General features: G+C 44.5%; 24 protein-coding genes and 1 tRNA gene. 5 read left to right on the forward strand and 20 right to left on the reverse strand.

Translation table 11 applies throughout. The features are described from left to right. Positions 1–145 precede the first annotated feature (145 nt). From MKZ12_RS29975 to rpsF, 4 genes are all read right to left on the reverse strand, one after another. Complete coding sequence (locus tag MKZ12_RS29975) at positions 146–739, reverse strand: M15 family metallopeptidase (RefSeq protein ID WP_339258135.1); 594 nt, start codon at positions 737–739, stop codon at positions 146–148. 217 nt (positions 740–956) lie between these two features. Further along, complete coding sequence (gene rpsR / locus MKZ12_RS29980; protein ID WP_017691433.1) at positions 957–1,229, reverse strand: 30S ribosomal protein S18; 273 nt, start codon at positions 1,227–1,229, stop codon at positions 957–959. 56 nt (positions 1,230–1,285) lie between these two features. Continuing rightward, positions 1,286–1,771, reverse strand: coding sequence for a single-stranded DNA-binding protein (gene ssb, locus MKZ12_RS29985; protein WP_307218987.1), 486 nt, complete (start codon positions 1,769–1,771; stop codon positions 1,286–1,288). A 48-nt stretch (positions 1,772–1,819) separates the two neighbouring features. Continuing rightward, positions 1,820–2,113, reverse strand: coding sequence for a 30S ribosomal protein S6 (gene rpsF, locus MKZ12_RS29990; RefSeq protein WP_036611944.1), 294 nt, complete (start codon positions 2,111–2,113; stop codon positions 1,820–1,822). A 202-nt stretch (positions 2,114–2,315) separates the two neighbouring features. Here rpsF and MKZ12_RS29995 point away from each other — a divergent pair, with 202 nt between their 5' ends. After that, positions 2,316–2,510 carry a YjzC family protein gene (locus MKZ12_RS29995; RefSeq protein WP_036611947.1) on the forward strand — a complete coding sequence of 65 codons (195 nt, stop codon included), beginning with the start codon at positions 2,316–2,318 and terminating at the stop codon, positions 2,508–2,510. 441 nt (positions 2,511–2,951) lie between these two features. On the opposite strand, the gene MKZ12_RS30000 is transcribed toward MKZ12_RS29995, so the two are convergent. The 4 genes from MKZ12_RS30000 to MKZ12_RS30015 form a co-directional block, all read right to left on the reverse strand. Continuing rightward, positions 2,952–3,042 (reverse strand) — tRNA-Ser (locus tag MKZ12_RS30000). Between the two features lie 103 nt (positions 3,043–3,145). Continuing rightward, complete coding sequence (locus MKZ12_RS30005) at positions 3,146–3,355, reverse strand: DUF951 domain-containing protein (RefSeq protein WP_339238893.1); 210 nt, start codon at positions 3,353–3,355, stop codon at positions 3,146–3,148. Beyond that, entirely contained in the window at positions 3,345–4,283 is a 939-nt protein-coding gene (locus MKZ12_RS30010) for a mechanosensitive ion channel family protein (RefSeq protein ID WP_339258137.1), read from the reverse strand. Before MKZ12_RS30010 ends, MKZ12_RS30005 begins: the two co-directional genes overlap by 11 nt. A gap of 14 nt (positions 4,284–4,297) precedes the next feature. Continuing rightward, positions 4,298–4,561, reverse strand: coding sequence for a DUF3343 domain-containing protein (locus MKZ12_RS30015; protein ID WP_017691427.1), 264 nt, complete (start codon positions 4,559–4,561; stop codon positions 4,298–4,300). 117 nt (positions 4,562–4,678) lie between these two features. Here MKZ12_RS30015 and yyaC point away from each other — a divergent pair, with 117 nt between their 5' ends. Continuing rightward, a complete protein-coding gene (gene yyaC / locus MKZ12_RS30020; protein ID WP_036611957.1) occupies positions 4,679–5,284 on the forward strand; it encodes a spore protease YyaC in 606 nt (201 codons plus the stop codon). On the opposite strand, the gene MKZ12_RS30025 is transcribed toward yyaC, so the two are convergent. The 12 genes from MKZ12_RS30025 to rpmH all read right to left on the reverse strand — a co-directional run bounded on the left by MKZ12_RS30025 (position 5,259) and on the right by rpmH (position 17,211). After that, the gene (locus MKZ12_RS30025) at positions 5,259–5,759 is read right to left on the reverse strand and encodes a DUF4446 family protein (RefSeq protein WP_062836527.1); all 501 of its coding nucleotides are present in this window, start codon (positions 5,757–5,759) and stop codon (positions 5,259–5,261) included. The genes yyaC and MKZ12_RS30025 overlap by 26 nt on opposite strands. A gap of 142 nt (positions 5,760–5,901) precedes the next feature. After that, positions 5,902–7,056 carry an aminotransferase class V-fold PLP-dependent enzyme gene (locus MKZ12_RS30030; RefSeq protein ID WP_339258139.1) on the reverse strand — a complete coding sequence of 385 codons (1,155 nt, stop codon included), beginning with the start codon at positions 7,054–7,056 and terminating at the stop codon, positions 5,902–5,904. 160 nt (positions 7,057–7,216) lie between these two features. Then, a complete protein-coding gene (locus tag MKZ12_RS30035; RefSeq protein ID WP_339238899.1) occupies positions 7,217–8,062 on the reverse strand; it encodes a ParB/RepB/Spo0J family partition protein in 846 nt (281 codons plus the stop codon). After that, the gene (locus MKZ12_RS30040) at positions 8,055–8,816 is read right to left on the reverse strand and encodes an AAA family ATPase (RefSeq protein ID WP_024629525.1); all 762 of its coding nucleotides are present in this window, start codon (positions 8,814–8,816) and stop codon (positions 8,055–8,057) included. The genes MKZ12_RS30035 and MKZ12_RS30040 overlap by 8 nt, the downstream gene beginning before the upstream one ends. Before the next feature lie 185 nt (positions 8,817–9,001). After that, entirely contained in the window at positions 9,002–9,820 is an 819-nt protein-coding gene (gene noc, locus MKZ12_RS30045) for a nucleoid occlusion protein (protein WP_253442288.1), read from the reverse strand. Positions 9,821–10,334: 514 nt separating this feature from the next. Then, a complete protein-coding gene (gene rsmG, locus MKZ12_RS30050; protein WP_062836523.1) occupies positions 10,335–11,057 on the reverse strand; it encodes a 16S rRNA (guanine(527)-N(7))-methyltransferase RsmG in 723 nt (240 codons plus the stop codon). Then, positions 11,057–12,946: a tRNA uridine-5-carboxymethylaminomethyl(34) synthesis enzyme MnmG gene (mnmG, locus tag MKZ12_RS30055; protein WP_339258141.1), complete on the reverse strand. Its 1,890-nt coding sequence runs from the start codon at positions 12,944–12,946 to the stop codon at positions 11,057–11,059. Before mnmG ends, rsmG begins: the two co-directional genes overlap by 1 nt. A 180-nt stretch (positions 12,947–13,126) precedes the next feature. Then, entirely contained in the window at positions 13,127–14,503 is a 1,377-nt protein-coding gene (mnmE, locus tag MKZ12_RS30060; RefSeq protein ID WP_339238901.1) for a tRNA uridine-5-carboxymethylaminomethyl(34) synthesis GTPase MnmE, read from the reverse strand. A gap of 212 nt (positions 14,504–14,715) precedes the next feature. Further along, positions 14,716–15,417, reverse strand: a complete 702-nt coding sequence (gene jag, locus MKZ12_RS30065; RefSeq protein WP_339258143.1) for an RNA-binding cell elongation regulator Jag/EloR — start codon at positions 15,415–15,417, stop codon at positions 14,716–14,718. Then, the gene (locus tag MKZ12_RS30070) at positions 15,414–16,292 is read right to left on the reverse strand and encodes a YidC/Oxa1 family membrane protein insertase (RefSeq protein WP_124118701.1); all 879 of its coding nucleotides are present in this window, start codon (positions 16,290–16,292) and stop codon (positions 15,414–15,416) included. Before MKZ12_RS30070 ends, jag begins: the two co-directional genes overlap by 4 nt. 74 nt (positions 16,293–16,366) lie before the next feature. Beyond that, positions 16,367–16,717 (reverse strand): ribonuclease P protein component, encoded by a 351-nt coding sequence (gene rnpA / locus MKZ12_RS30075; protein WP_036611981.1) that lies wholly within the window; start codon positions 16,715–16,717, stop codon positions 16,367–16,369. Between the two features lie 359 nt (positions 16,718–17,076). Further along, a complete protein-coding gene (gene rpmH, locus MKZ12_RS30080; protein WP_017691413.1) occupies positions 17,077–17,211 on the reverse strand; it encodes a 50S ribosomal protein L34 in 135 nt (44 codons plus the stop codon). A gap of 612 nt (positions 17,212–17,823) precedes the next feature. Between rpmH and MKZ12_RS30085 the strand changes: the two genes are divergently transcribed. The 3 genes from MKZ12_RS30085 (at position 17,824) to gntK (ending at position 21,685) form a co-directional block, all read left to right on the forward strand. Next, positions 17,824–18,498, forward strand: a complete 675-nt coding sequence (locus MKZ12_RS30085; protein WP_339238903.1) for a GntR family transcriptional regulator — start codon at positions 17,824–17,826, stop codon at positions 18,496–18,498. Positions 18,499–18,709: 211 nt separating this feature from the next. Next, on the forward strand, positions 18,710–20,071 hold the full coding sequence (locus tag MKZ12_RS30090; protein ID WP_339258145.1) for a gluconate:H+ symporter: 1,362 nt from the start codon (positions 18,710–18,712) through the stop codon (positions 20,069–20,071). A gap of 66 nt (positions 20,072–20,137) precedes the next feature. Continuing rightward, positions 20,138–21,685 (forward strand): gluconokinase, encoded by a 1,548-nt coding sequence (gene gntK, locus MKZ12_RS30095; protein ID WP_339258147.1) that lies wholly within the window; start codon positions 20,138–20,140, stop codon positions 21,683–21,685. Positions 21,686–22,548: the final 863 nt, after the last annotated feature.

Consider the following 22,548-nt stretch of genomic DNA (forward strand, 5'->3'; position numbering starts at 1 on the left):
TATTATAGTATAGTTTTATTTATTTGCTAATGTAAAGACCAAATTGTCATCTTTTATCATTTATTTTACAAAAGAAAGAAAAAAGCCCTGCAAAATGCAGAGCTTAGTTAATATTTATTCATTTCATTGTATATAAACAATTGTTTTAGGAAGTTTCAGGAGGCCTTTTACCACGTTTTAACTCATTGATACTCAAGCCAAAATCCATCTGTAAGTGAGGATAGTCCGGAAAGTTAGCCCAGTCTCCACCCCAAGTGAAACCTAACTCTTTGGCGAGATCTACAACTTCCATCCAGTCTGCCTTGCCATTCCCGTTATCATCTCGCTCCATATCCCACACCACATCACCCTCAGGCGTCCTCAATGCAAAATCAATAGCTAATCCATAGTTATGATATGACTCACCACCACGCGCATTCGTAACGATATTACCTGCACTTGAGCGTCCTTGGTTGAATAGTGCGTCTTGCTCCTCAGAACTTCGGTAGCCGTGGGTAATAACCATCTCTATTCCTCGTCTCGCTGCCTTCCGTACCAATAATTTCTCATTCTCTGCTACCACAGGATGAAGGCCTGTAATCGGTACAACCTCTTGAATCGTTGTCCCGGGCCACATGCTTTCTATATCACCTTTTTGCTGTAACCATACATATATAATGGAAAGTAAAAGAGTTGCTAGAATCCAGGTTTTCAGACTTCTCTTTTTTCTCTGTTTGCCTCTACGCTTTGATGTATTCATATCCACTCCTGGTGATTATTCTGAAATATAGCTATTTCTGCGAACTGAGCCTTTTCAGTAGATTAGACTCTATTATAATTCATTTGAGCCTTAAATGCTTCTATCACCATAGTTTTGGAATCTCATATTAGCCAGAGTGAGCATGTTATTTTATTGTATAAATACAAAAAAGCAGCCGGCTATGAGCCGACTGCTTCGTATGCAAGCTGAGTATATACTACTCAGTTGTGTATGGCAATAATGCGATTTGACGGGAGCGTTTGATTGCAATCGTCAGCATGCGTTGATATTTAGCGCTAGTACCTGTTACACGGCGTGGCAAAATTTTTCCACGTTCGCTGATAAATTTACGAAGCAAGTCCGTATCTTTATAATCGATGTGAGTAATTTTGTTAGCTGTGAAGAAGCACACTTTACGACGTTTATTACGGCCGCCACGACGTGCCGGTCTTTTATCGTTGTCTCCGCCTTCTCTTTGCTTGAAGCCCATGCTTTTCAGTCCTTTCCTATCATGTAACCCATATCTCCGAAGAGTATCAGCTCATGTTAAAATGGCAAATCATCATCCGATATATCAATCGGTTTTCCGTCATCAGAAAAAGGATCCTGATTGTTGCTACGCGAATTATTGTTATTGTTCGCGCGTCCGCCGCCTCCATAAGAAGGCTCTTCACGCATTGGTTGCCCACCGCCGCCACCGCTATTATCACGGTTAGCTGACTCCAAGAAACGAACATTATCAGCAATAACTTCGGTCACGTATACACGTTTTCCTTCGTTATTCTCGTAGTTCCGTACTTGAATGCGTCCTTCGACTGCAGCCAGGCGTCCTTTGCGCAAATAGTTTGCACAGGTCTCGGCAAGCTGTCTCCAGGTTACGACCGGAATGAAATCGGCTTCCCTTTCTCCTCCTTGGCTTGTAAACGGTCTGTCCACTGCCAAAGTAAATTGCGTAACTGCTACTCCTGCTGGAGTGTAACGCAACTCAGGATCCCGGGTTAACCGTCCGATCAGAATGACACGGTTCAACAATGTAATCCCCTCCTTCAGAGCGTATTGGTGCGTTAATCACGAGTTGTCTTAAGCAGACTTAACGTCGTTGGTAATGAGATAACGAATTACTTCGTCAGAAATCTTCATGAGACGCTCAAGTTCAGTTACAACTGCTGGTTCAGCAGTGAAATGTACCAGAACATAAAAACCATCACGGAATTTCTTGATCTCATACGCAAGACGGCGTTTACCCATAACGTCGTGAGCTGTAACTTCACCACCGCCATTGGAGATGATGCCTTGGAATTTATCGACTGTAGCTTGAACAACTTCTTGCTCAATGTCAGGACGAATAATGTACATCACTTCATATTTGCGCATAATTTTCACCTCCTTATGGACTCTGGCCCTCAATCCAGGTTGAGAGCAAGGAACGAGCACAAACTCGAACTATATTAATATAACAAATACCGAGTCAAAGTGCAAGCAAACGTTCCCTGTACATATTGGCACATGATCAGCCCGGCTATGGAGCACACTACAAAAGCAACAAAGTAACATAATCTGCAGAGGAGGTTTTATCATGGGTGAAAAAACCGAGTTTGAACCAGGAGACAAAGCCCCAAACGATGGAGAGTACACGGAAGTTGGGGAAAAAAGCTTTGTCACGGAAATTCAGAATCCAAAGCGGGTTACACTGCAAAAAGGTGAAGCATTTCCCGAAACAAGCAATCAAAATCGTAAGTGGAAGAAGCTGACCAAAGCCCGCGTCCATTAATCGCAATACTTTTTTCACAATCCATGTATACAATACGGAATAAAGCACATAATACAATTAGGCGGTGCACGAGAGAGGTGTGGTTCCGTTGGACAACGAAGCCGATCATTCGCTGTTGGAGATTCATCACGTAATTTAAGAAGCAAGTGGTTATGTGTTGTAAGGCCCTTCGTCTGAAGCACGCGTATTGCTACGTGCAGTACACCAAGTTTCTGATTGTTACGACCGATTGTTTCCTAACAAACAAATGCACCGCCGGATAAAGAGCCCTTCGGGGCTCTTTATTTTTCGACTTTAATCATTGTTGATGTATCTGATATGGATACGTGTTCAATACATATTCGATAAAACGTTATACCAAAAAAGACTTCCCTAATGGGAAGTCTTATTAACGATCTTTTTTATAAAACTCAATGTATATTGAGTAAATTGTAAATGAAGTGGCGGAAAGGGTGGGATTCGAACCCACGCACGCTGTGACACGCCTAACTGATTTCGAGTCAGCCCCCTTGGGCCTCTTGGGTACCTTTCCGCAGCAATAATGATTATAGCATGATCATTTACAGAACGCAACACTCATGCGGGGCCTGCATGTAAACGTTATTTTGAGCACCCTGCCCCTATTATTTTCAAGGTCATGATTCAGTGGACTCTTCGGCTGAGCGCAATACTTTCTTCATGTTTTTCTCGAATTTTGCTCTTGGAATCAATACGCTATGTTTGCAACCGACACACTTGATCCGAATATCCATACCCATACGAATGATCTCCATTTCATTACTGCCACAGGGATGCTGCTTCTTCATCTGCACGATATCCCCAAGCTGGAAACTTTTACGCTCCACCTGTGCCATCCCCCTCATCTTTATCCAAAGCTGCTGCCTGTTCCAATGCTGCTTGATGACTCAACTCACGATACTCCAGCGTTTTTTTCACATCGCCCTGAATCTGACGTTCCACAGAAGCACGGGAGTTGGGCATACATTCAGCTACGATCCTCACCACGTACTCTGATGTGGACATCGACTGTATACCGAGCACATCCGGCACCTTCACAATATTTAGGTCACGCTCTTCGATTCCGACCAAAGATTTCTTCACTAGCTGTACCGACTCATCGAGAGTTAAGTCCGCCTTCATCGGAATATCCACTACAGCCAGCGAATTCGACATGGAGTAGTTCGTTACACTTGCAATCGTCCCGTTCGGGATAATGTGCACCTCACCTTGCCAGCTGACCAGTTTGGTTGTTCTAAGTCCGATCACCTCAACCGTTCCCTTGTAGGTTCCCGTCTGTATAACATCCCCCACAGCGAACTGGTCCTCCAATATAATGAAGAAACCCGTAATCACATCCTTGACCAGACCCTGTGCACCGAAACCAATGGCAAGCCCTAGCACACCTGCACTCGCGAGTAGCGGTCCAACTTGGATATTGATCTCAGATAACAGTAGCAGAATCATAATAAAATTACATGTTATGGAGGTCGCATTTTTCAATAGTTCCCCTACAGTTACGAATCTGCGCGGATTTACGCGAATCTTGCCTTCCTGCTTGCGTTCCATGGAACGATCTATAATGCGATATACCACCTTAATAACAATACGGGTGATGATAAAAATAATGATGATACGGATGGAGCTGAACATAATGTTAAGCCACATATCGGGATCTGCAATTCTGTTCCAGACTTTATCTGTCCAACGAAGGGCTTCATTCAAAGCACCAGTGGTGTCACTACTTCCTCCTTGAGCAAATTGAAATGGCAACATCCAGCATGCCTCCTCTACATCGGTATGTTATCATAGCTGTCTTCTGTTTTGAAATAGAGGCCCCGGATCTCTACGAACTCGTTACGAATGATCTTTTGCACTCGCTCCAGATCCTCTTTTGGAAACTGGATACACAGCGCGCACCCTGCTGTAATTTCTTTTGGCGTAGGGAACAAGTCGATTTCTATCTCCGCAAACTCCAGCAGCATTTCAGCACGCAGGGCCTGCTGGGTTGAATCAAATGCAATCAGCATCCAATCATTAATCCATTCGTCCATGTCCGGCTCCTTTCGCCATACGTTTAACCTTGGAGAAAAAGCTTGTCCTCGTGAAGTATAAAACGCTCTACCTTTCCATATACTGTTACTACTATTCCAAGGGAAAGGATAGATCCTATGAATCCTACTTCGCGTTCCTTTTCATCACAAGACATGACCAGTTTGAAAATCCCCCATACCGATCCAGGCATTCACTCCGCCATTACCCATCGGTTAATGTTCCATCTCTATAAAGCCCATTCTCTGCAAAATGTAGTGATCGTCTGCATCGGCACTGATCGCTCAACAGGCGACTGCCTTGGTCCTCTGGTCGGATCAGCCCTTTCCAAGTGGGACAGCCCTTTATTCCATCTCTATGGTACCTTGGATGAACCCGTCCATGCGATGAACCTGCAGGATACACTTCACAATATACAAAAAACACACCATAACCCTTATGTGATTGGCATTGATGCTTGTCTAGGACAATCATCCAGTGTAGGATGCATTCAAGTCGTCAATGGCCCACTCAAACCAGGTGCGGGAGTAAATAAAGAATTACCGCCGGTCGGCGATATCCATCTGACAGGTATCGTTAACGTCGGCGGCTTTATGGAATACTTTGTTCTACAGAACACACGGCTCAGTCTCGTTATGCGCATGTCCGAGATTATATCCAGCAGTCTGTATTCGGCCATTCGGGAATGGCATACACGTTCTACTCTGCTTGCTGTGCCAGAGTAATAGCTTCCTTTTCCTCTGGGGACAGAGTATAAGCGGACTCTCCCCCTTTAAGAGGTTTTGCATATACATAAGAACCGTCACGGTTATATATCCCCGTAAGGATCATGCCATCCTGGCTGTCGTTAATCATGGCCATGGAGAAGCTCAGATCACTGCCATGCTCTCCATAGGCATTGTATCTTTTCACGCCAACTTTACCTTGAATGCGGGTCAGCTTTTGCATGACAACTTGCAGCTGATTCGTTTGCAGTTTGTGTTCATCCTCAATGCTGTCCATCTGAATTTTCAGATTAATCAGCAATGACTCCAGGTCCTCTACTCCACTGCCAGCCATCATGGCTTCATATTTACGTTTAAACTTTCGTAACTTTGCTCCTTGAGCAATACTCACAATCAGCAAGATCACCGTAAGTAATGCCATTCCGCCAATAATCCATAACAGCTGTTCCAGAATCAGCTCGTTTAATTCAGCCATGTAAGTGCAACTACCCCTCTATATTTTTGATCAGATTAACGTCTGTCTGTAATATTATCATTTATTATAAATCAACCCGATATCCCTAAGCTTAATCACACAGCAGCACACTACCAAATGAGTTCAACATTTCAACTATAATCTAGTCTGCCCCCGTCAATTCCAACACTGCCTTAACGAGCGCATCCACATCTTCTCGAGTTGAATTGTATCCCACACTTGCCCTTACTGCTCCGGTAGCGGTTGTACCAGCAGATTCATGTGCAAGCGGTGTGCAATGAAAACCGGAGCGAACCGCAATCCCATAATTCCGATCTAATCGGAAGGCGAGTTGTGCTGAATCATACCCATCCACAGTAAAAGATACCAATCCAGTACGTGGCTGTCCAATCTCTGGACCAAGCATGCGAATACCCTTAACAGATGACAAACCGTCCATCATATGTTGGGTCAGTTCCCACTCATGCTGGTAGATAAACGTTGGTGTCATTTCCAGTACGTGCTTCACGCCCGCATTCAACCCTGCGATCCCGACTGTATTGGGTGTCCCCGCTTCATACCGATCAGGACGCACCTTGGGCTGCTCCAGAGCTTCTGATTGACTTCCTGTGCCCCCATGAAGCAAAGGCTCTATATCGAGCTCAGGAGCAATGTACAAGCCTCCTGTACCCTGGGGTCCAAGCAGTCCCTTATGCCCTGGAAAAGCCAACATATCAATGCCCAATTGTTGGACATTCACAGGCATAACCCCAGCACTCTGCGCCGCATCTACCAATAAAATCGCCCGATGTTTACGACACAGAAGCGAAATTTCTCCAATAGGAAGAATACTGCCAAGGAGATTGGAACTATGTGTACATACCACTAATTTCGTATTTGAACGAAACATACGTTCCATTTGCATCAGATCAATGGCTCCCGCAGCATTAACAGTTACATAATCAATCTCCACATTTCGGAGTCTGCGCATGTACTCCAGTGGACGTCTAACTGAGTTATGTTCAACCATGGTGGCAATCACATGATCGCCTTCCTGGAGCGAACCTTGAATAGCCAGATTCAAGGCTTCTGTCGTATTTGATCCGAAGGCAATATCATTCGCATTTTTGATTCCAAAAATATCAGATACAGATTTTCTCGCCTCGAACAGTACACGACTTGCTTGAACAGCCATTCGGTGGCTTCCTCTGCCCGGATTAGCCCCTGCAATCTCCATGGCATTCAGCATCGAATCACCGACAGCAGGTGGTTTGGGCCAAGATGTTGCTGCATGATCCAGATAGATAATTCCCTCCACCTCACAACCACCTCTGTCCCTAAAATTAATAATTCGCCTACACGTACTACGTATATGACCTTGTAAACAAAGAATGACATATCGTTTCTCCATGGTACAGAGGCGATATGTCATGACATGAGTAAGCCCCGCATGTTGTTAATGAATCTTGGACCGACTGTTATTGTAACAATTCCAATAGCCGTTCCAGATCCTGTTGACTGTAGTAGTTGAGCTCAATTTTACCTTTATCTTTATTGTGCTTGATTTTCACTGTTGTTTTGAAACGTTCACGCAGAGATTCTTCCAACGTATCAATAAATGGATCTTTCTTTTTCAATTTTGACTTGGCTTTAGCCTCACCTGTTTTGGAACGATCCAGTTGTTGAACAGCTTCCTCCAACTCACGTACACTCCATTGCTGATCAATGGTTTGTTTGGCAAGCTGCTTCACTACAACCTCATCTTTAATACCTACGATGGCACGTGCATGTCCCATGGATAATGTTCCACGTGAAACATGGTCCTTCACTTCTTCCGGCAAGGATAACAGACGCAAGAAGTTAGCGATGTGAGAACGTGATTTACCTACTTTTACAGATAACTCTTCCTGAGTCAACGCGAATTGATCCATTAACCCCTGATAAGCAACTGCAACTTCCATCGCATTCAGATTCTCCCGTTGCAGGTTCTCGATCAATGCAATCTCCATTACCTGCTGGTCACTGAAGTTGCGGACTACGGCCGGTACAGTGGCATTACCACAATATTGTGATGCTCTGAACCGTCGCTCTCCAGCAATAATCTCATAACCTCTTAATACAGGACGAACTATAATAGGTTGTATGACACCATGCTGACGAATGGACTCAGCCAGTTCATGGATTGCGCCCTCATCAAATACTTTACGTGGTTGATAGGGGTTAGCCCGCAGTTGACTAATCGGGATTTCTACGACTTTATCATCGTCATTAATTGAAAGCGAAGGAATGAGGGCATCAAGACCTTTTCCAAGCCGCTTACTCATAAGAAATCACTTCCTTTGCGAGCTCTAGATACACTTCCGCCCCTCTGGAACGAGGATCATACGTAATAATGGATTGACCATGAGATGGCGCTTCACTAAGCCGTACGTTACGCGGAATAATCGTTTGATATACTTTTTGTTGAAAATACTTTTTCACTTCTTCAATAACCTGTATCCCCAGATTGGTCCGTGCATCAAACATCGTTAGCAATACCCCTTCAATCTGCAGGGATGTATTCAGATGTTTTTGTACCAAACGAACCGTATTAAGCAATTGACTTAATCCTTCAAGTGCATAGTACTCACACTGGATCGGAATGATCACCGAATCGGAAGCGGTTAACGAATTGATCGTTAACATGCCAAGGGATGGTGGACAATCGATCAGTATGTAATCATAGTTTTTTTTCACCATGGCGAGTGATTTTTTCAGGCGAACTTCCCGTGATATCGTGGACACCAATTCAATCTCGGCTCCGGCAAGCTGAATCGTTGCAGGTATGATATGAAGACCTTCAATCTGAGTCTCCACAATCGCTTCTTGAGGAGGAACCTCATTAATGATGACATCATATATACAATTAGCCACATCTGCTTTATTGATTCCAACTCCGCTGGTTGTATTCCCCTGAGGGTCAATATCGACAAGCAATACTCTTTTCCCGAGTGAAGCCAGTCCTGCACCCAAGTTAACAGATGTCGTCGTTTTCCCCACACCGCCCTTTTGATTTGCTACGGCCATAATCTTAGACAATTACTTCACCTCAAATAAAATAGGAGTCTTTTCTTGTAGGTTGTGAGATATTGTTAACAAAAAGCAGGTGGCTATCGTCCACACAAACAACAACTACCGTTCCATCACTATACCGACCTTTAAAATGTCAGACCTGTCTTGCTTTATAGACATAAAAAGCGGCCCATTGCCGCCATAAGCTTCAATTATTTACGTTTGGGAATATGGATAACGATCTCATAATGATCCTCATGATCTGCTTCTTTTGTTTTGATATCCAGACCAGAGCCAGTTACCATATCAATGGATTGGCGAATCGTATTCAGTGCAAGTCTAACGTCCTTGGTGAAAGAAATACGTTTGGATTTTTTGATCTTGGAAGATTCCTTGTAGAAGGCAACACGTGCCTCTGTCTGTTTCACGTTTAATTCTTTCTCAATAATCTCACCGAGCAACTTCATCTGCAGTTCTTCCGTATCGAGAGAAAGTAATGCTCTTGCATGACGTTCAGAAATTTTGCGTTCCATCAATGCAGCCTTAATGCCATCCGGTAGCTGTAACAACCGGATTTTGTTGGCAATGGTTGACTGGCTTTTGCCGAGTCGTTGCGCAAGACTTTCCTGTGTCAGCTGATGCAAGTCGATCAGCTTCTGATAAGCGACGGCTTCTTCAATTGAAGTCAATCCTTCACGCTGCAGGTTCTCAATCAGTGCAATGGATGCGGCCTGAGAATCGTTGAATTCACGCACAATAGCAGGAATCGTATCCAAACCCAGTTTTCGAACTGCACGCCAGCGACGTTCCCCGGCAATAATCTCATATGATCCATTACGCACGCGAACGACAATAGGCTGAATGACGCCATGTGTTTTGATCGTCTGCAACAACTCATCAATTTTATCATCATCAAAAATAGTACGGGGTTGATATGGGCTGCTCACAATTTCATTAACCGGAATCTGTTTGATCTCATCTCCGTTATTGCGCTCCGCCAAACCAAACAACTTCGAAAATTGTTCTTTCATTCCGCAGATTACCACCTAGTTTCGTAATAGCTCCCACAGTCTTTGCAGGTGCTTCTTATTCAATAAGCGACCCTTCAATTGCATCGTTCTTGGAATAAGTTTTGCCTTTCATAATGCTTTCTGTCATGCAACATCGGACGCATATCCATCTATCTATACATATAATCTATGATCACTGTGACCCAGGATCGGATACTTCTATTCTATCATCTTTTCTATCATAATCCTATGCTTACCTATTCTTTAAACTCTGCTAATTTTCCTGCTTTTTCTTTGTGAATATTGGAAATATGACCACTGGCACACATTCAATTAGCGAAAATGTTTATGAGCTAATTTACACGAAGTTTATCATGAGAGGTTCTTTGAGAAATATGTAAAATGCATTGTCTGTGATGTTAACTAAACCTTTCCTTTTAAAAACAAAAAAAAAGAAGATGTTTCACGTGAAACATCCTCTTAATACGTGTTTACAATTTATTTAGTTATGACTGATTACACAGCCATCACAATACTATACTAGTGGCGTCTTCATTGGAGTGCCTGGTTTGCGTGGATACTTATATGGTGTCTTATCAAATTTCTGAATCAGGATGATATGACGCTCTGATTCTTCAACCGGTAGCTGAAATGGATGAACGGCTTTAACCCGTCCTTTCAGCTGATTGAAGCTGAATTCCGCCTCTTTCATTTCCTCACGCGGGTCACCGCCCTTCATTGCAGCGAATATTCCACTTTTACGAACAAAAGGAAGACAGAATTCATTCAGCACAGCCAGCTTGGCTACCGCACGCGCCGTAACGAGATCGTAGCTGTCACGATATCCTTCTTTACGTCCAATCTCTTCAGCACGTCCATGAACCAACTCCACGTCTGTCAGGCCAAGGATATCTACCACATGCTGTAGAAAGCCAATCCGTTTATTCAACGAATCAATGATCGTAAGCTTAATGTGCGGGAAACAGATTTTCAGTGGCAATCCAGGAAAACCTGCTCCAGAACCAATGTCAGCCAGCTTATTCACTTTGGTCATGTCAGTATAAAAAGCCAGTGATACTGAATCATAGAAATGCTTGGTATACACTTGCTCACGATCCGTGATTCCAGTCAGATTCATCTTTTCATTCCAGGATACCAATTCCTGATAATACAACTCGAATTGCTCCAACTGGAGTTCTCCCAGCTCTAATCCATGTTTCTTTAAGCGCCGCTGCAGTTGCTGTTGAATATCGTCCATTATTGTCCCCTTGCTGCGGTTACACGGTTATAATGCTCCAGGTAGACCAGCAGAATGGAGATGTCAGCAGGAGTAACTCCAGCAATACGAGAAGCCTGACCAATCGAGATTGGACGAATCATAGCGAGCTTCTGCTTGGCTTCCATAGCAAGACCATGAATCTCATCATATACGATGGTGTCCGGAATTTTCTTTTTCTCCATCTTTTGCAAACGTTCCACGTGGATCAATTGTTTCTCAATATAACCCGCATATTTAATTTGTATTTCGACTTGTTCTTTCATATCTGCTGTCAGTTCTACCTCAGATGGTGAGAGTTGTTCAATCAGTTCATACCCCAGTTCCGGGCGACGTAGCAAGGTAAGCAACGTACTGCCATCCTGAATAGGTGTAGATCCGTACTCTTCTAACTTCGCGTTCACTTCAACCGGGCGAGCTTTAGCCACTTTCAGACGTGCGACTTCCTGCTCGACTTTCGCCTTTTTATCCAGGAATTTCGCATAACGATCATCTGGGATCAGACCAATGTCATGTCCGATTTCCGTCAAGCGCATATCTGCATTATCATGACGAAGCAGCAGACGATATTCAGCACGCGAAGTCAACAGACGATACGGTTCATTCGTACCCTTCGTTACCAGATCATCAATCAGCACGCCAATATATCCTTGGGAGCGATCAAGCACAATCGGCTCTTTATCTTGTACTTTGCGTGCTGCATTAATGCCAGCCATAACGCCTTGTCCAGCCGCTTCTTCATAACCCGATGTACCATTAATCTGACCTGCTGTGAACAGACCTGGCAGACGTTTGGTTTCAAGTGATGGCCACAATTGTGTAGGTACCATCGCATCATATTCAATCGCATAACCGTTACGCATCATTTCCACTTTTTCCATACCTGGAATGGAGCGCAGAACCGCAAGTTGAACATCTTCCGGCAGACTTGTAGATAGTCCCTGCACATAATACTCGGATGTATTTTTGCCTTCCGGCTCGAGGAAAATCTGATGTTTAGGCTTGTCACTAAACCGAACAATTTTATCCTCAATGGATGGACAATAACGCGGTCCAGTCCCTTCAATTACCCCCGAAAACATCGGTGCGCGATGCAGATTATCATTAATAATCTGATGTGTTTCCACAGATGTATACGTCAACCAGCAAGGCAGCTGCTCATTATCGGAAGATTCTGTTTCATAGGAAAAGAACTTCGGCTCATCATCGCCAGGCTGAATTTCGGTTTTGCTAAAATCAATCGTATCCTTATGCACACGTGGTGGTGTACCTGTTTTGAAACGAACCAGATCAAAGCCCAGTTCACGCAGATGCTCTGACAATTTAAGAGATGGTTGTTGATTGTTCGGTCCACTCTCATACATCAGCTCACCCATGATCACTTTGCCGCGCAAGTATGTGCCTGTCGTCAGAACGACTGCTTTGGCCCGATACTCTGTTCCCGTCTGAGTCACGACGCCTACACATTTTCCGTCTTCAACGATCAGGCGATCAACCATACCTTGACGCATCGTCAGATTACGTTCATTCTCCATTGTTTCCTTCATTTTATGTTGGTAGGAGAATTTATCTGCCTGAGCACGAAGCGCGTGAACAGCAGGCCCTTTACCTGTGTTAAGCATCCGCATCTGAATAAAGGTCTTATCAATATTTCGTCCCATTTCTCCACCAAGAGCATCAATCTCACGAACGACATGTCCTTTCGCCGGTCCCCCAATGGATGGGTTACAAGGCATAAAGGCCACCATATCCAGATTGATCGTAATCATTAGTGTTTTGGACCCCATACGAGCTGCGGCCAGTGCGGATTCCACACCAGCATGCCCTGCACCAACGACGATTACATCATAACTGCCGCCATCAAAAGCCATTCCCGTTTACCCCCTTATAATGAAAACAAAATACTTCTAACCGTTCATCGGAACTTGCATTCCTATCTATATGAAACCAACACGTAATGGCTACAACATCATTCCATCCTTTGACAACAGGCAGAAATTGTACCTTTCCATCATACACTACGATTCAAGTCAATCCGCAGTATATTTTTTTTACTTTCCTAGACAGAACTGGGAGAAAATCTGATCAATTAATGCATCATGTGCTGTATCTCCAACAATCTCGCCCAAATGCTCCCACGCCAAACGAACGTCAATCTGAATCATATCAATCGGAACGAACTGATCTGCTGCTTCATAGGCATCAACCAGGGACTGCTTTGCTTTTTTGAGCAACGCAATATGACGCACATTGCTGACATAGGTCAGGTCTGCGGACTCCAGTTTACCACTGAAAAATAGTGTAGAGATGGCATCTTCCAGTCGATCCACACCCAGATCATCTTTCACTGACATCGGTACAAGCCTTTCTTCCGGAATGTAACGAAGCAGCACGTCACGTTCTACCTGTGGCGTTAAGTCCATTTTATTCATAATGATTATCGATTGTCTACCGCGGATTTGTTCCAATAATTCAATCTCATCCGGATGAAGTGGCTCCGCAGCATTCACGACCATTAAGATTAGATCGGCTTCACTTACCGCGGAACGTGAACGTTCTACCCCGATCTTCTCAACAACGTCCATCGTTTCCCGAATTCCTGCCGTATCAAGCAACTTCAGCGGGATATTATTAATCGTAATAAACTCCTCGATTACATCACGAGTTGTTCCTGGAATGTCCGTGACGATAGCTCGATTATCTTGCGCAAGTGTATTCATCAATGAGGATTTACCTACGTTAGGTCGTCCAACGATCGCCGTCGTGATCCCTTCCCGCAGGATCTTTCCTTGTTCTGCTGTAGTCAACAATTTATCAATTTCAGTCATAACCTGACTGGACTTTTCTTTAATAAAATCAGACGTTAACGATTCCACATCATGCTCTGGATAATCAATATTCACTTCAATATGAGCCAATGTTTCCACCAAAGTATAGCGTAGATCACGCAGTTTGGAGGACAGTTTACCTTCAACCTGTTTCAATGCAACCGAGAAAGCCCGGTCCGATTTGGAACGAATAAGATCCATGACACCTTCAGCCTGAGACAGGTCAATCCGCCCATTCAGGAAAGCACGCTTCGTGAACTCACCGGGTTCAGCCAGACGAATATCAAGCTGCAATAGCAGATCCATGACCCGTTTTACCGACACCACGCCGCCATGCGCACTAATCTCCACGACATCTTCGGTTGTGAACGACCGAGGTGCTCGCATGACTGTAACCAGCACTTCCTCGATCTTCTCGCCGCTCGCCGGATCTATAATATGACCATAATGGACCGTATGGGATGCTGCCTGAGTTAAAGGGGTTTTGCTGCGGAAAATCTTTTCCGTCTCCGACACTGCTTCCGGGCCGCTGACCCGGATCACGGCGATACCCGCCTCTCCGACAGCCGTTGATATCGCTGTGATCGTATCACTGATCATGGTTATCTCTCCTTGCTCTATTTTAAAATTGCCGTCCCTCGGGGAACGCCATATCCATTTTCAAATCTATTAATGATATAACATATGACATGTCACTTATCGTATTAAGTTCACTCTTTGCTTGTTTCTACACACCTTACCAAATTGCTTCTGTACGAAAAAAGCAATGGCTTCTGCACCGGGCAGGAAGCCATTGCGTCTTCAATTTCGTGTTATTTCGTCGTAATAACCACACGCCGATTAGGCTCCTCACCCTTACTTAATGTCTTAATCTGCGGGTGGTTTTGCAGTTTAGCATGAATGACTTTTCGTTCGAGCGGAGGCATTGGCTCCAGTACAACTTCCTTGCCGGTACGGATGGCTTGTCCAGCCAACCGTTCAGCCAGATCCTCCAGCGTCTTCCGCCGACGTTGACGGAAATTCTCCGCGTCGAGCACAATTCGAACAAAGCTTTCCGAGTATCGGTTCGCTACAATGTTCGTTAGATACTGAAGCGCATCCAACGTCTGTCCACGTCTGCCAATAATCATGCCCAGATCTTCGCCGGCAATATTGAAGATATGTCCATCCCGCTGTTTTTTGATATGCACTTCAACATCCAGTCCCATACCTGCTGCGACCTCTTTCAAGAAAGCAGCCGCTTCTTCATAGGGATTTTTAGCTGCGATATCCTCAAGTAATGCATCTACTTCAGGTTGGTATGCAGCTGGCTTGATCGGCTGTGGGACAACTTCAGGTACAGGCAACAATTTCACTTCTACTTTGGCCGCCCTCACCCCGAACAAACCCAGGAATCCTTTTGACGGCTGCTCTAACACTTGTATCTCGACCTTGTCCCGACTTACGCCAAGCTCAGTCAATCCTTGGTTTACAGCATCTTCAACGGTTTTTCCTGACGTAATGACTTTGGTCATTTCGATTTTTTGGCCCCTTTCGACCCTTTTCCAGAGACGGTCGCTTTGCCACCGTTTTTGCGTTTAGCTCCATTTTTCGAAGAGCTATTCTGCTTCACGTTGACCTCAGCCACGATTTTATCATTATTCCGGTAAAGGAAATAGTTTTGCACGATCGTGTAGATGTTACTGTAGAACCAGTACAGCGGAAGTGCTGAAGGGAACTGGTAAGACATCACGAAGATCAAAATTGGGTATACCCACAGCATGAACTGCATCGGTCCCACTTGCTGTGCAGGGTTCATACGCATCATCATCCATGTTTGAATGAATGTTGTGATCGCAGCCAGCACTGGCAAAATAAACAGGTGATCCGGTTCTCCGAGCTGGAGCCACAAGAAATCATGGGTTCTCAGACTGGAGTTTCCATAAATTGAGTTATAAAGTGCGATGTAAATCGGCATCTGAATGATAAGCGGCAGACAACCGGCCATCGGATTAACTTTGTTCTCTTGAAACAACTTCATTGTTTCTTGCTGAACTTTCTCAGGTGTATCTTTATACTTCGCTTGAATCTCCTTCAATTGCGGCTGAATTGCCTGCATGGCTTTGGAGCTACGGACCTGTTTCATTGTTAATGGTAAAATCAATGTCCGAACAATAAGCACCATTACGAGGACAGCCAGTCCATATTCACCGTTAAACCAGTTGGCGAATGTATCGAGCGCTAGTGAAAACCAATATACAACATTACTTTGCCAGAATGAGCCACTGTTCTTCAGATCTTCCGTAGTAACCCCGGCTCCTTGTGGAGTACATCCGGCGAGTACGGTGACCATTGCAATAACTGCAATGAGGAGAATCCACTTCCCCTTTGATGTCTTCAATCGCGACACTTCATAACCCCTCTCTTAACCATTCCATTCCACCGTAAATCATACCATAATTAGGAGGACAAATAAACCGAAGCTTACCGCTTACTTGACTTCAAAAGTGAGCCCTTGCGCATCGCATGGAGCAGGCTTTTTTCCATTTCCTTATAGGGCATGTCCAGCGCACCTTTTCTGACGATAAAAATCAGATCCATCTGCGTAACGATCTCATGTTCATGATGACGAACAATTTCCTTAATCATGCGTCTCATCCGGTTGCGTACGACAGCGTTTCCGATTTTCTTGCTGCAGGATACACCGACCCGGAATTGTTCCGTATCTTTACGGCGGCAGCCATACACCACGAATTGATGATTGGCAAACGATTTTCCATACCGGTATACGCGGCTAAAGTCCGCCCGGTTTCGTAGACGCAGTCTTTTATACACGGCACTTCTCCTTGCTGTTCTCCATCATTCTTATTGACGGAGGCCTCATTACTGATTTAGTATAGGCTTTCTTGAATGACGGTAAACCGTCTTGGCGACAACTTCATTTGGACGAATGGTTGATCGGCTAATTGAAACGCATAATCATTCATCCGGGATAATTGCTCCTCGGCCAAATGAAACGAAACAACATTCATCCTTATATAAAGGTAAGTTTTCGTAAAATGGAAAACTCACTCCACATACATCGTGTGTGTTCAGCACTTTTTCGCAGACCTTTCAGACCTGATCTGTACCAGCATCCAGTCTGAATTGAGCTCATTAAGAAAAAAAAGACCACCTCGGTGGTCTTCAATGCATTAAGCACTCAGGTTTTTACGGCCTTTAAGGCGACGTGCGGCCAAAATTTTACGGCCGTTGCTCGTGCTCATTCTTTTCCGGAAACCATGAACTTTTTTACGTTTGCTAACGTTCGGTTTGAATGTAGGTCTCAATGTATTGCACCTCCTCACAAGGAAATACTTATGTGATGAATCACTTTCATCTTCACAGAAAACACCTTTATATATTTAACCATGTCCACCTGCAAAAGTCAACTGCAAGACGCACAGCTTCTCCCTCTTTTATATATCCTCTCCAGCTGACCCAAAGTGATGACCACAGTCCCTTCATTTGAATCTCATTACCAAGCCTCGAAGAGAGTCCTGAAAGTTATCCCCAGACCCTGATCAGAACACCATATTTCATCATTTATAGTTATCCACACCCTCCAATGCCCACTATCTTCTTTATTCCATTCTGTTTGAAGTTATTCACATGTGGATAATGATTATAGGTTATTGATATTGCCGAATTCCAATCATGTTGTATCCGCTTCAATTATGGTTTACAAGCTTTTGAGAAAGGTGTAGGATAAAAATCACATCTTGTATACAAGTATATGGATGGAGCTGGTTACTTACCTGCCTTTAGTAGTCCTTTGAAAAAAACATTAGCCGTTAGCTTGCAGCTTGCAAACTATGGATTGAACTGAAATGTCCAGTCCGCAAAATAGTTATGTTATGATCAGTAATGAACTGATTATTATTAATAGGAGCGTTAGCCATATGCTATTTCCTTCTTCCTGGCTTCAAGGGGCTTCCCGTGGTGAAGCCATAGCCTGCGAATTAAGGCTGCGGATTATCAGCGGTACCCTTCGACCTGGAGAGATTTTGTCGGAAAATCGAATTGCGGCTGATTTTGACAGCAGTCGTTCACCTGTCCGCGAAGCGTTACGAACATTGTCCAATGAAGGCCTTATTCGGCTTGAACGGATGGGTGTCGTTGTTATTGGACTACGAATCAAGGATGTCGAAGAATTGTATGATGTCCGTTTCCTGATTGAAAGTTTTGTGCAGCAGCGACTCGCAGGTGATGTTCCAGCGTCATTAATCACCCAGTTGCGTAACGTAATCGACAAAATGCAACTCGCCGGACGACATCAGGACGCTGTCGAATTCGCCTATCAGGACCTCGTTTTCCACGAAACGATTATTGAAGCCGCCCAGCATTCCCGTATTTCACATCTATGGAAGAGTATTCGATATGTTGTGATGACCGTTATGCTGCTCACGACGCGCAGAGTATTCGTTCAAGGCGAGCAGAAAGTAAGCGCTGTAATTGAGAAACACCGGTTGCTCGTTGAAGCACTTGAATCCGGCGACAAAATGCTCATTCAGGCTGGAGTCCGCACGTATTTTCAGGATTCCGGTAAAACCCTGCACGAAAGCTTTGATTCCTAAAAGGAGCAGGGCGTTTGCAATCATATCCGCTGTGAGTGATTGCGGCTTAACTTGTCGACAAGTATACAAAATGCGATTTTGTTTCAGTTTGGGCATGATAAAACTAGATTTCTCGCCAATACCTTTTTTCAAGTACTCGCATAAAAAAGATTGTTGACGTAAATTTCACTTGTAAGCGTTCTATATCAGAAATAAAGGAGCACATAACATCATGAGCACTCTTTTTGGACTTTCCCACAACGCAACATTATTGGTTTGGACGTTAATTGCGATCGTTTTTCTAATCGTCTTGATTTCCAAGTATAAATGGAATCCCTTCATCACGCTGCTGTTGTCCGCATTAATGCTCGGTTTGCTTACAGGTATGAAACCTGCCGATGTGATCTCTTCCATTACCGGGGGACTTGGCGGCACACTTGGAACCATTGCAATTGTTATTGCTCTTGGTACGATGCTTGGCAAGATGATGGCCGAATCTGGCGGTGCCGAGCGCATTGCAACGACATTGGTCGATCGGTTCGGTGTGAAACGTGTGCACTGGGCCATGATGATCGTTGGATTTATCGTTGGTATTCCTGTTTTCTTCGAAGTCGGCGTAATTTTGATGATTCCGATCATCTTCACCGTTGCACGTAAAACCAATATGTCTCTACTTCAGATCGGTATTCCCATTTTGGCCGGTCTGTCGACTGTACACGGCTTGGTTCCACCCCACCCAGCGCCAATGATAGCGATTGAAGCCTACAGCGCGGATCTGGGTAAAACCATTTTGTACTCCCTGATTGTTGGTATTCCTACAGCAATTATTGCAGGTCCTTTGTTTGGTAAATTTATAGGCAAAAGAATACACACCGAACCGCCAGCTGAACTGGCTGAACAATTCGCAAACAAAACAAACAGCAACATGCCTGGGTTTGGTATTACCCTGTTTACCATATTGCTGCCGGTTATTTTGATGCTGATTGGTTCCATAGCAAGCATCATTGACCCAAATGCCACGAGCGGCTTCACTGTTTTCAGTGAATTTATCGGGCATGAGATCATTGCTCTGCTCATTTCAGTTGTGTTTGCCCTCTTTTCACTTGGCTTTGCACGTGGATTCACCAAACATGATATTTCTCGCTTCACCAGTGAATGTCTGGCACCTACGGCGACCATCATTCTCATTATTGGTGGAGGCGGTGCCTTCAAACAGGTATTGATCAATAGTGGTGTAGGTAACGCCATTGCTGATGTCGCTACCCATGCCAACATCAACATCATCCTGTTTGCCTGGCTTGTCGCTGCGCTCATTCGTGTAGCTACCGGTTCAGCAACCGTAGCTATGACAACTGCGGCCGGCATTGTCGCGCCAGTGCTTGCACTCACACCAGGTGTCAATATTGAGCTGGTTGTACTCGCTACAGGTGCAGGGTCACTCATCTTGTCTCATGTGAATGATGCGGGATTCTGGATGATCAAAGAATTCTTTAATATGAGCGTTTCCCAGACATTGAAAACGTGGACCGTTATGGAAACACTATTATCCGTGGTTGGACTGATCTTTATTTTGCTTCTGAGTACAGTGGTATAAATGGGGTCTCTATAGTAGAAAGAAATTAAAATCTCATCGCTTTCTGGAGAAAGAAGGATTAAATACATGAACAACTATATGATTGGGATCGATATTGGTACAACCAGTACCAAATCCGTGTTATTTACCGAGCAAGGCTCCGTTATCAGCACGTCAACGCAGGAATACCCTTTGTATACCCCTGCACCTGATGTTGCCGAACAGGACCCTGAAGAGATTGTACAAGCGGCCCTTCGCTCTGTCCGTGGAGTCATGGATCAGAGCGGTGTAGCTGCCGAGCAGATTCTGTTTGTATCCTGCAGCTCAGCTATGCATAGTGTCATTGCTATGGGACAGGATAACACACCCTTAACCCGTTGCATCACCTGGGCGGATAATCGAAGTGCCGCATGGTCTGCCCAGCTGCAAGAGAATGGATTGGGACATCGCATCTATCTGCGCACAGGTACACCTATTCATCCGATGTCACCTCTAACCAAACTAATGTGGCTGCGCCACGATGAGCCTGAAATTTTTGAGCGTACAGCGAAATTTATTTCGATTAAAGAATATCTGTTCTTCCGTCTATTCGGACAATATGTCGTCGACCATTCCATTGCTTCCTGCACAGGTTTGCTCAATCTGGAACAACTGGACTGGGATGCAGAGGCCCTTGAGGTAGCAGGCATTACACCGGACCATCTTTCAAAGCTGGTACCCACAACACATATATTAGAAGGAATGAATCAAGAATCGGCTGAAAAAATGGCTCTCTCCCCCTCCACGCCCTTCGTAATTGGCGCAAGTGACGGGGTTTTATCCAATCTCGGCGTTAACGCCATTGAACCTGGTGTTGTCGCAGCAACTATCGGAACCAGCGGTGCCATTCGTACCGTCGTGGACCGTCCAGTTACCGACCCAAAAGGTCGAACGTTCTGTTACGCCCTTACAGAGAATCTTTGGGTTATTGGTGGACCTGTGAATAACGGTGGCATGCTGTTTCGCTGGGTGCGGGATGAATTCGCCGCGTCTGAAGTGGAGACAGCGAAGCGACTTGGCATCAATTCCTATGATGTGCTGACCAAAATTGCCGAACGTGTCCGGCCAGGATCGGAAGGACTTCTGTTTCACCCCTACCTCTCGGGCGAACGTGCACCATTGTGGAATCCGGATGCCCGTGGTTCCTTTTTTGGCTTAACACTCCATCATCAGAAAGAGCATATGATCCGTGCTGTCCTGGAAGGGGTTATTTTCAACCTATACACAGTACTGCTCGCCATGGAAGAACAGATTGGGCAGCCTACCTCCATTCAAGCCACCGGTGGGTTTGCACGCTCACCTCTCTGGCGTCAGATGATGTCTGATATCTTCAATCAGGAAGTCGTTGTGCCCGAGAGTTTCGAAAGTTCCTGTCTGGGTGCTGTCGTGCTTGGTTTGTACGCTACAGGGCGGATCAAATCGCTTCATGCCGTCTCTTCCATGGTGGGTACAACACATCGACACACCCCTGTCAAAGAGAATGCTGCCATCTACCAAGAGCTGCTGCCCATCTTTATTCGGATCTCTCGCAAACTTGAAGAGGAATACGCAGATATCGCTGAATTCCAGCGTAAGATGTCCATTACCCGTCTCTAAATCATCAATCCATACATTGTCTCTTCAAAAGAGGTTGCCCTCCAAAACCGGTTATTGGTTTTGGAGGACAACCTCTTTTGTTATACACGTATAATTTATCCTTCCGAATCATATGATACATTCATAGCATTCTACCTCTATGTTTAAGCACCCGCTTACCTCTTTATTGCGGATAATTCACATTCCAGATCCCAAAAAGAAGTCCTTTTAGTCCATTATTCTTCTACATCGCCGATCACAGAATTACCATCTGTTTAGAAAATACACCCCTGATCCTGTTCAATTAAATCCATGAGTTTCCCCTCTCTTCGTCTCTACCCTGACATTGAACTCGTAGCTTTCACCATCGTTCCATTGCCATGAAAAAAGCGAGGTGGAGGGGTAACTCTTTTTCCGATCTCGATCATGCTCCATGTTCACCTCACGGTTATCCACAGACAGGTTATTCACAAACGAAGAATACTTTTACACACAATTTGGCATCATTTGACGGATAACCTGTGTATAAAACATTTTTGGTTTTTGGGTCTTTCTGTCGAAAATTAAACAGTTTATAAACAATATATTGTGTTGTGACTAAAAATTATACACAAGTTATTGAATTTGTGGATAAAATCACGCGATACGTTGAAATGCGGGGTTTCTTTTGCTATGATTGTATTACTTTTGGATGTGAATATGTGATCTGACCCATAATATTATCAACAGCCTGTGGATAAAGTTGTGAACAATTTTCCGTTGTTCATACTTTTTTTGTTTTTGACCTGCGGGGGTTTGGGGATAAATTCAACAATATATCTCGTATTTCGACACTGCATCATGGCTTAAGCCACACTTGGAACATGTAAAAGGAGTGACAGTCT

Source organism: Paenibacillus sp. FSL R5-0713 (assembly GCF_037973325.1).
Lineage (GTDB): Bacteria > Bacillota > Bacilli > Paenibacillales > Paenibacillaceae > Paenibacillus.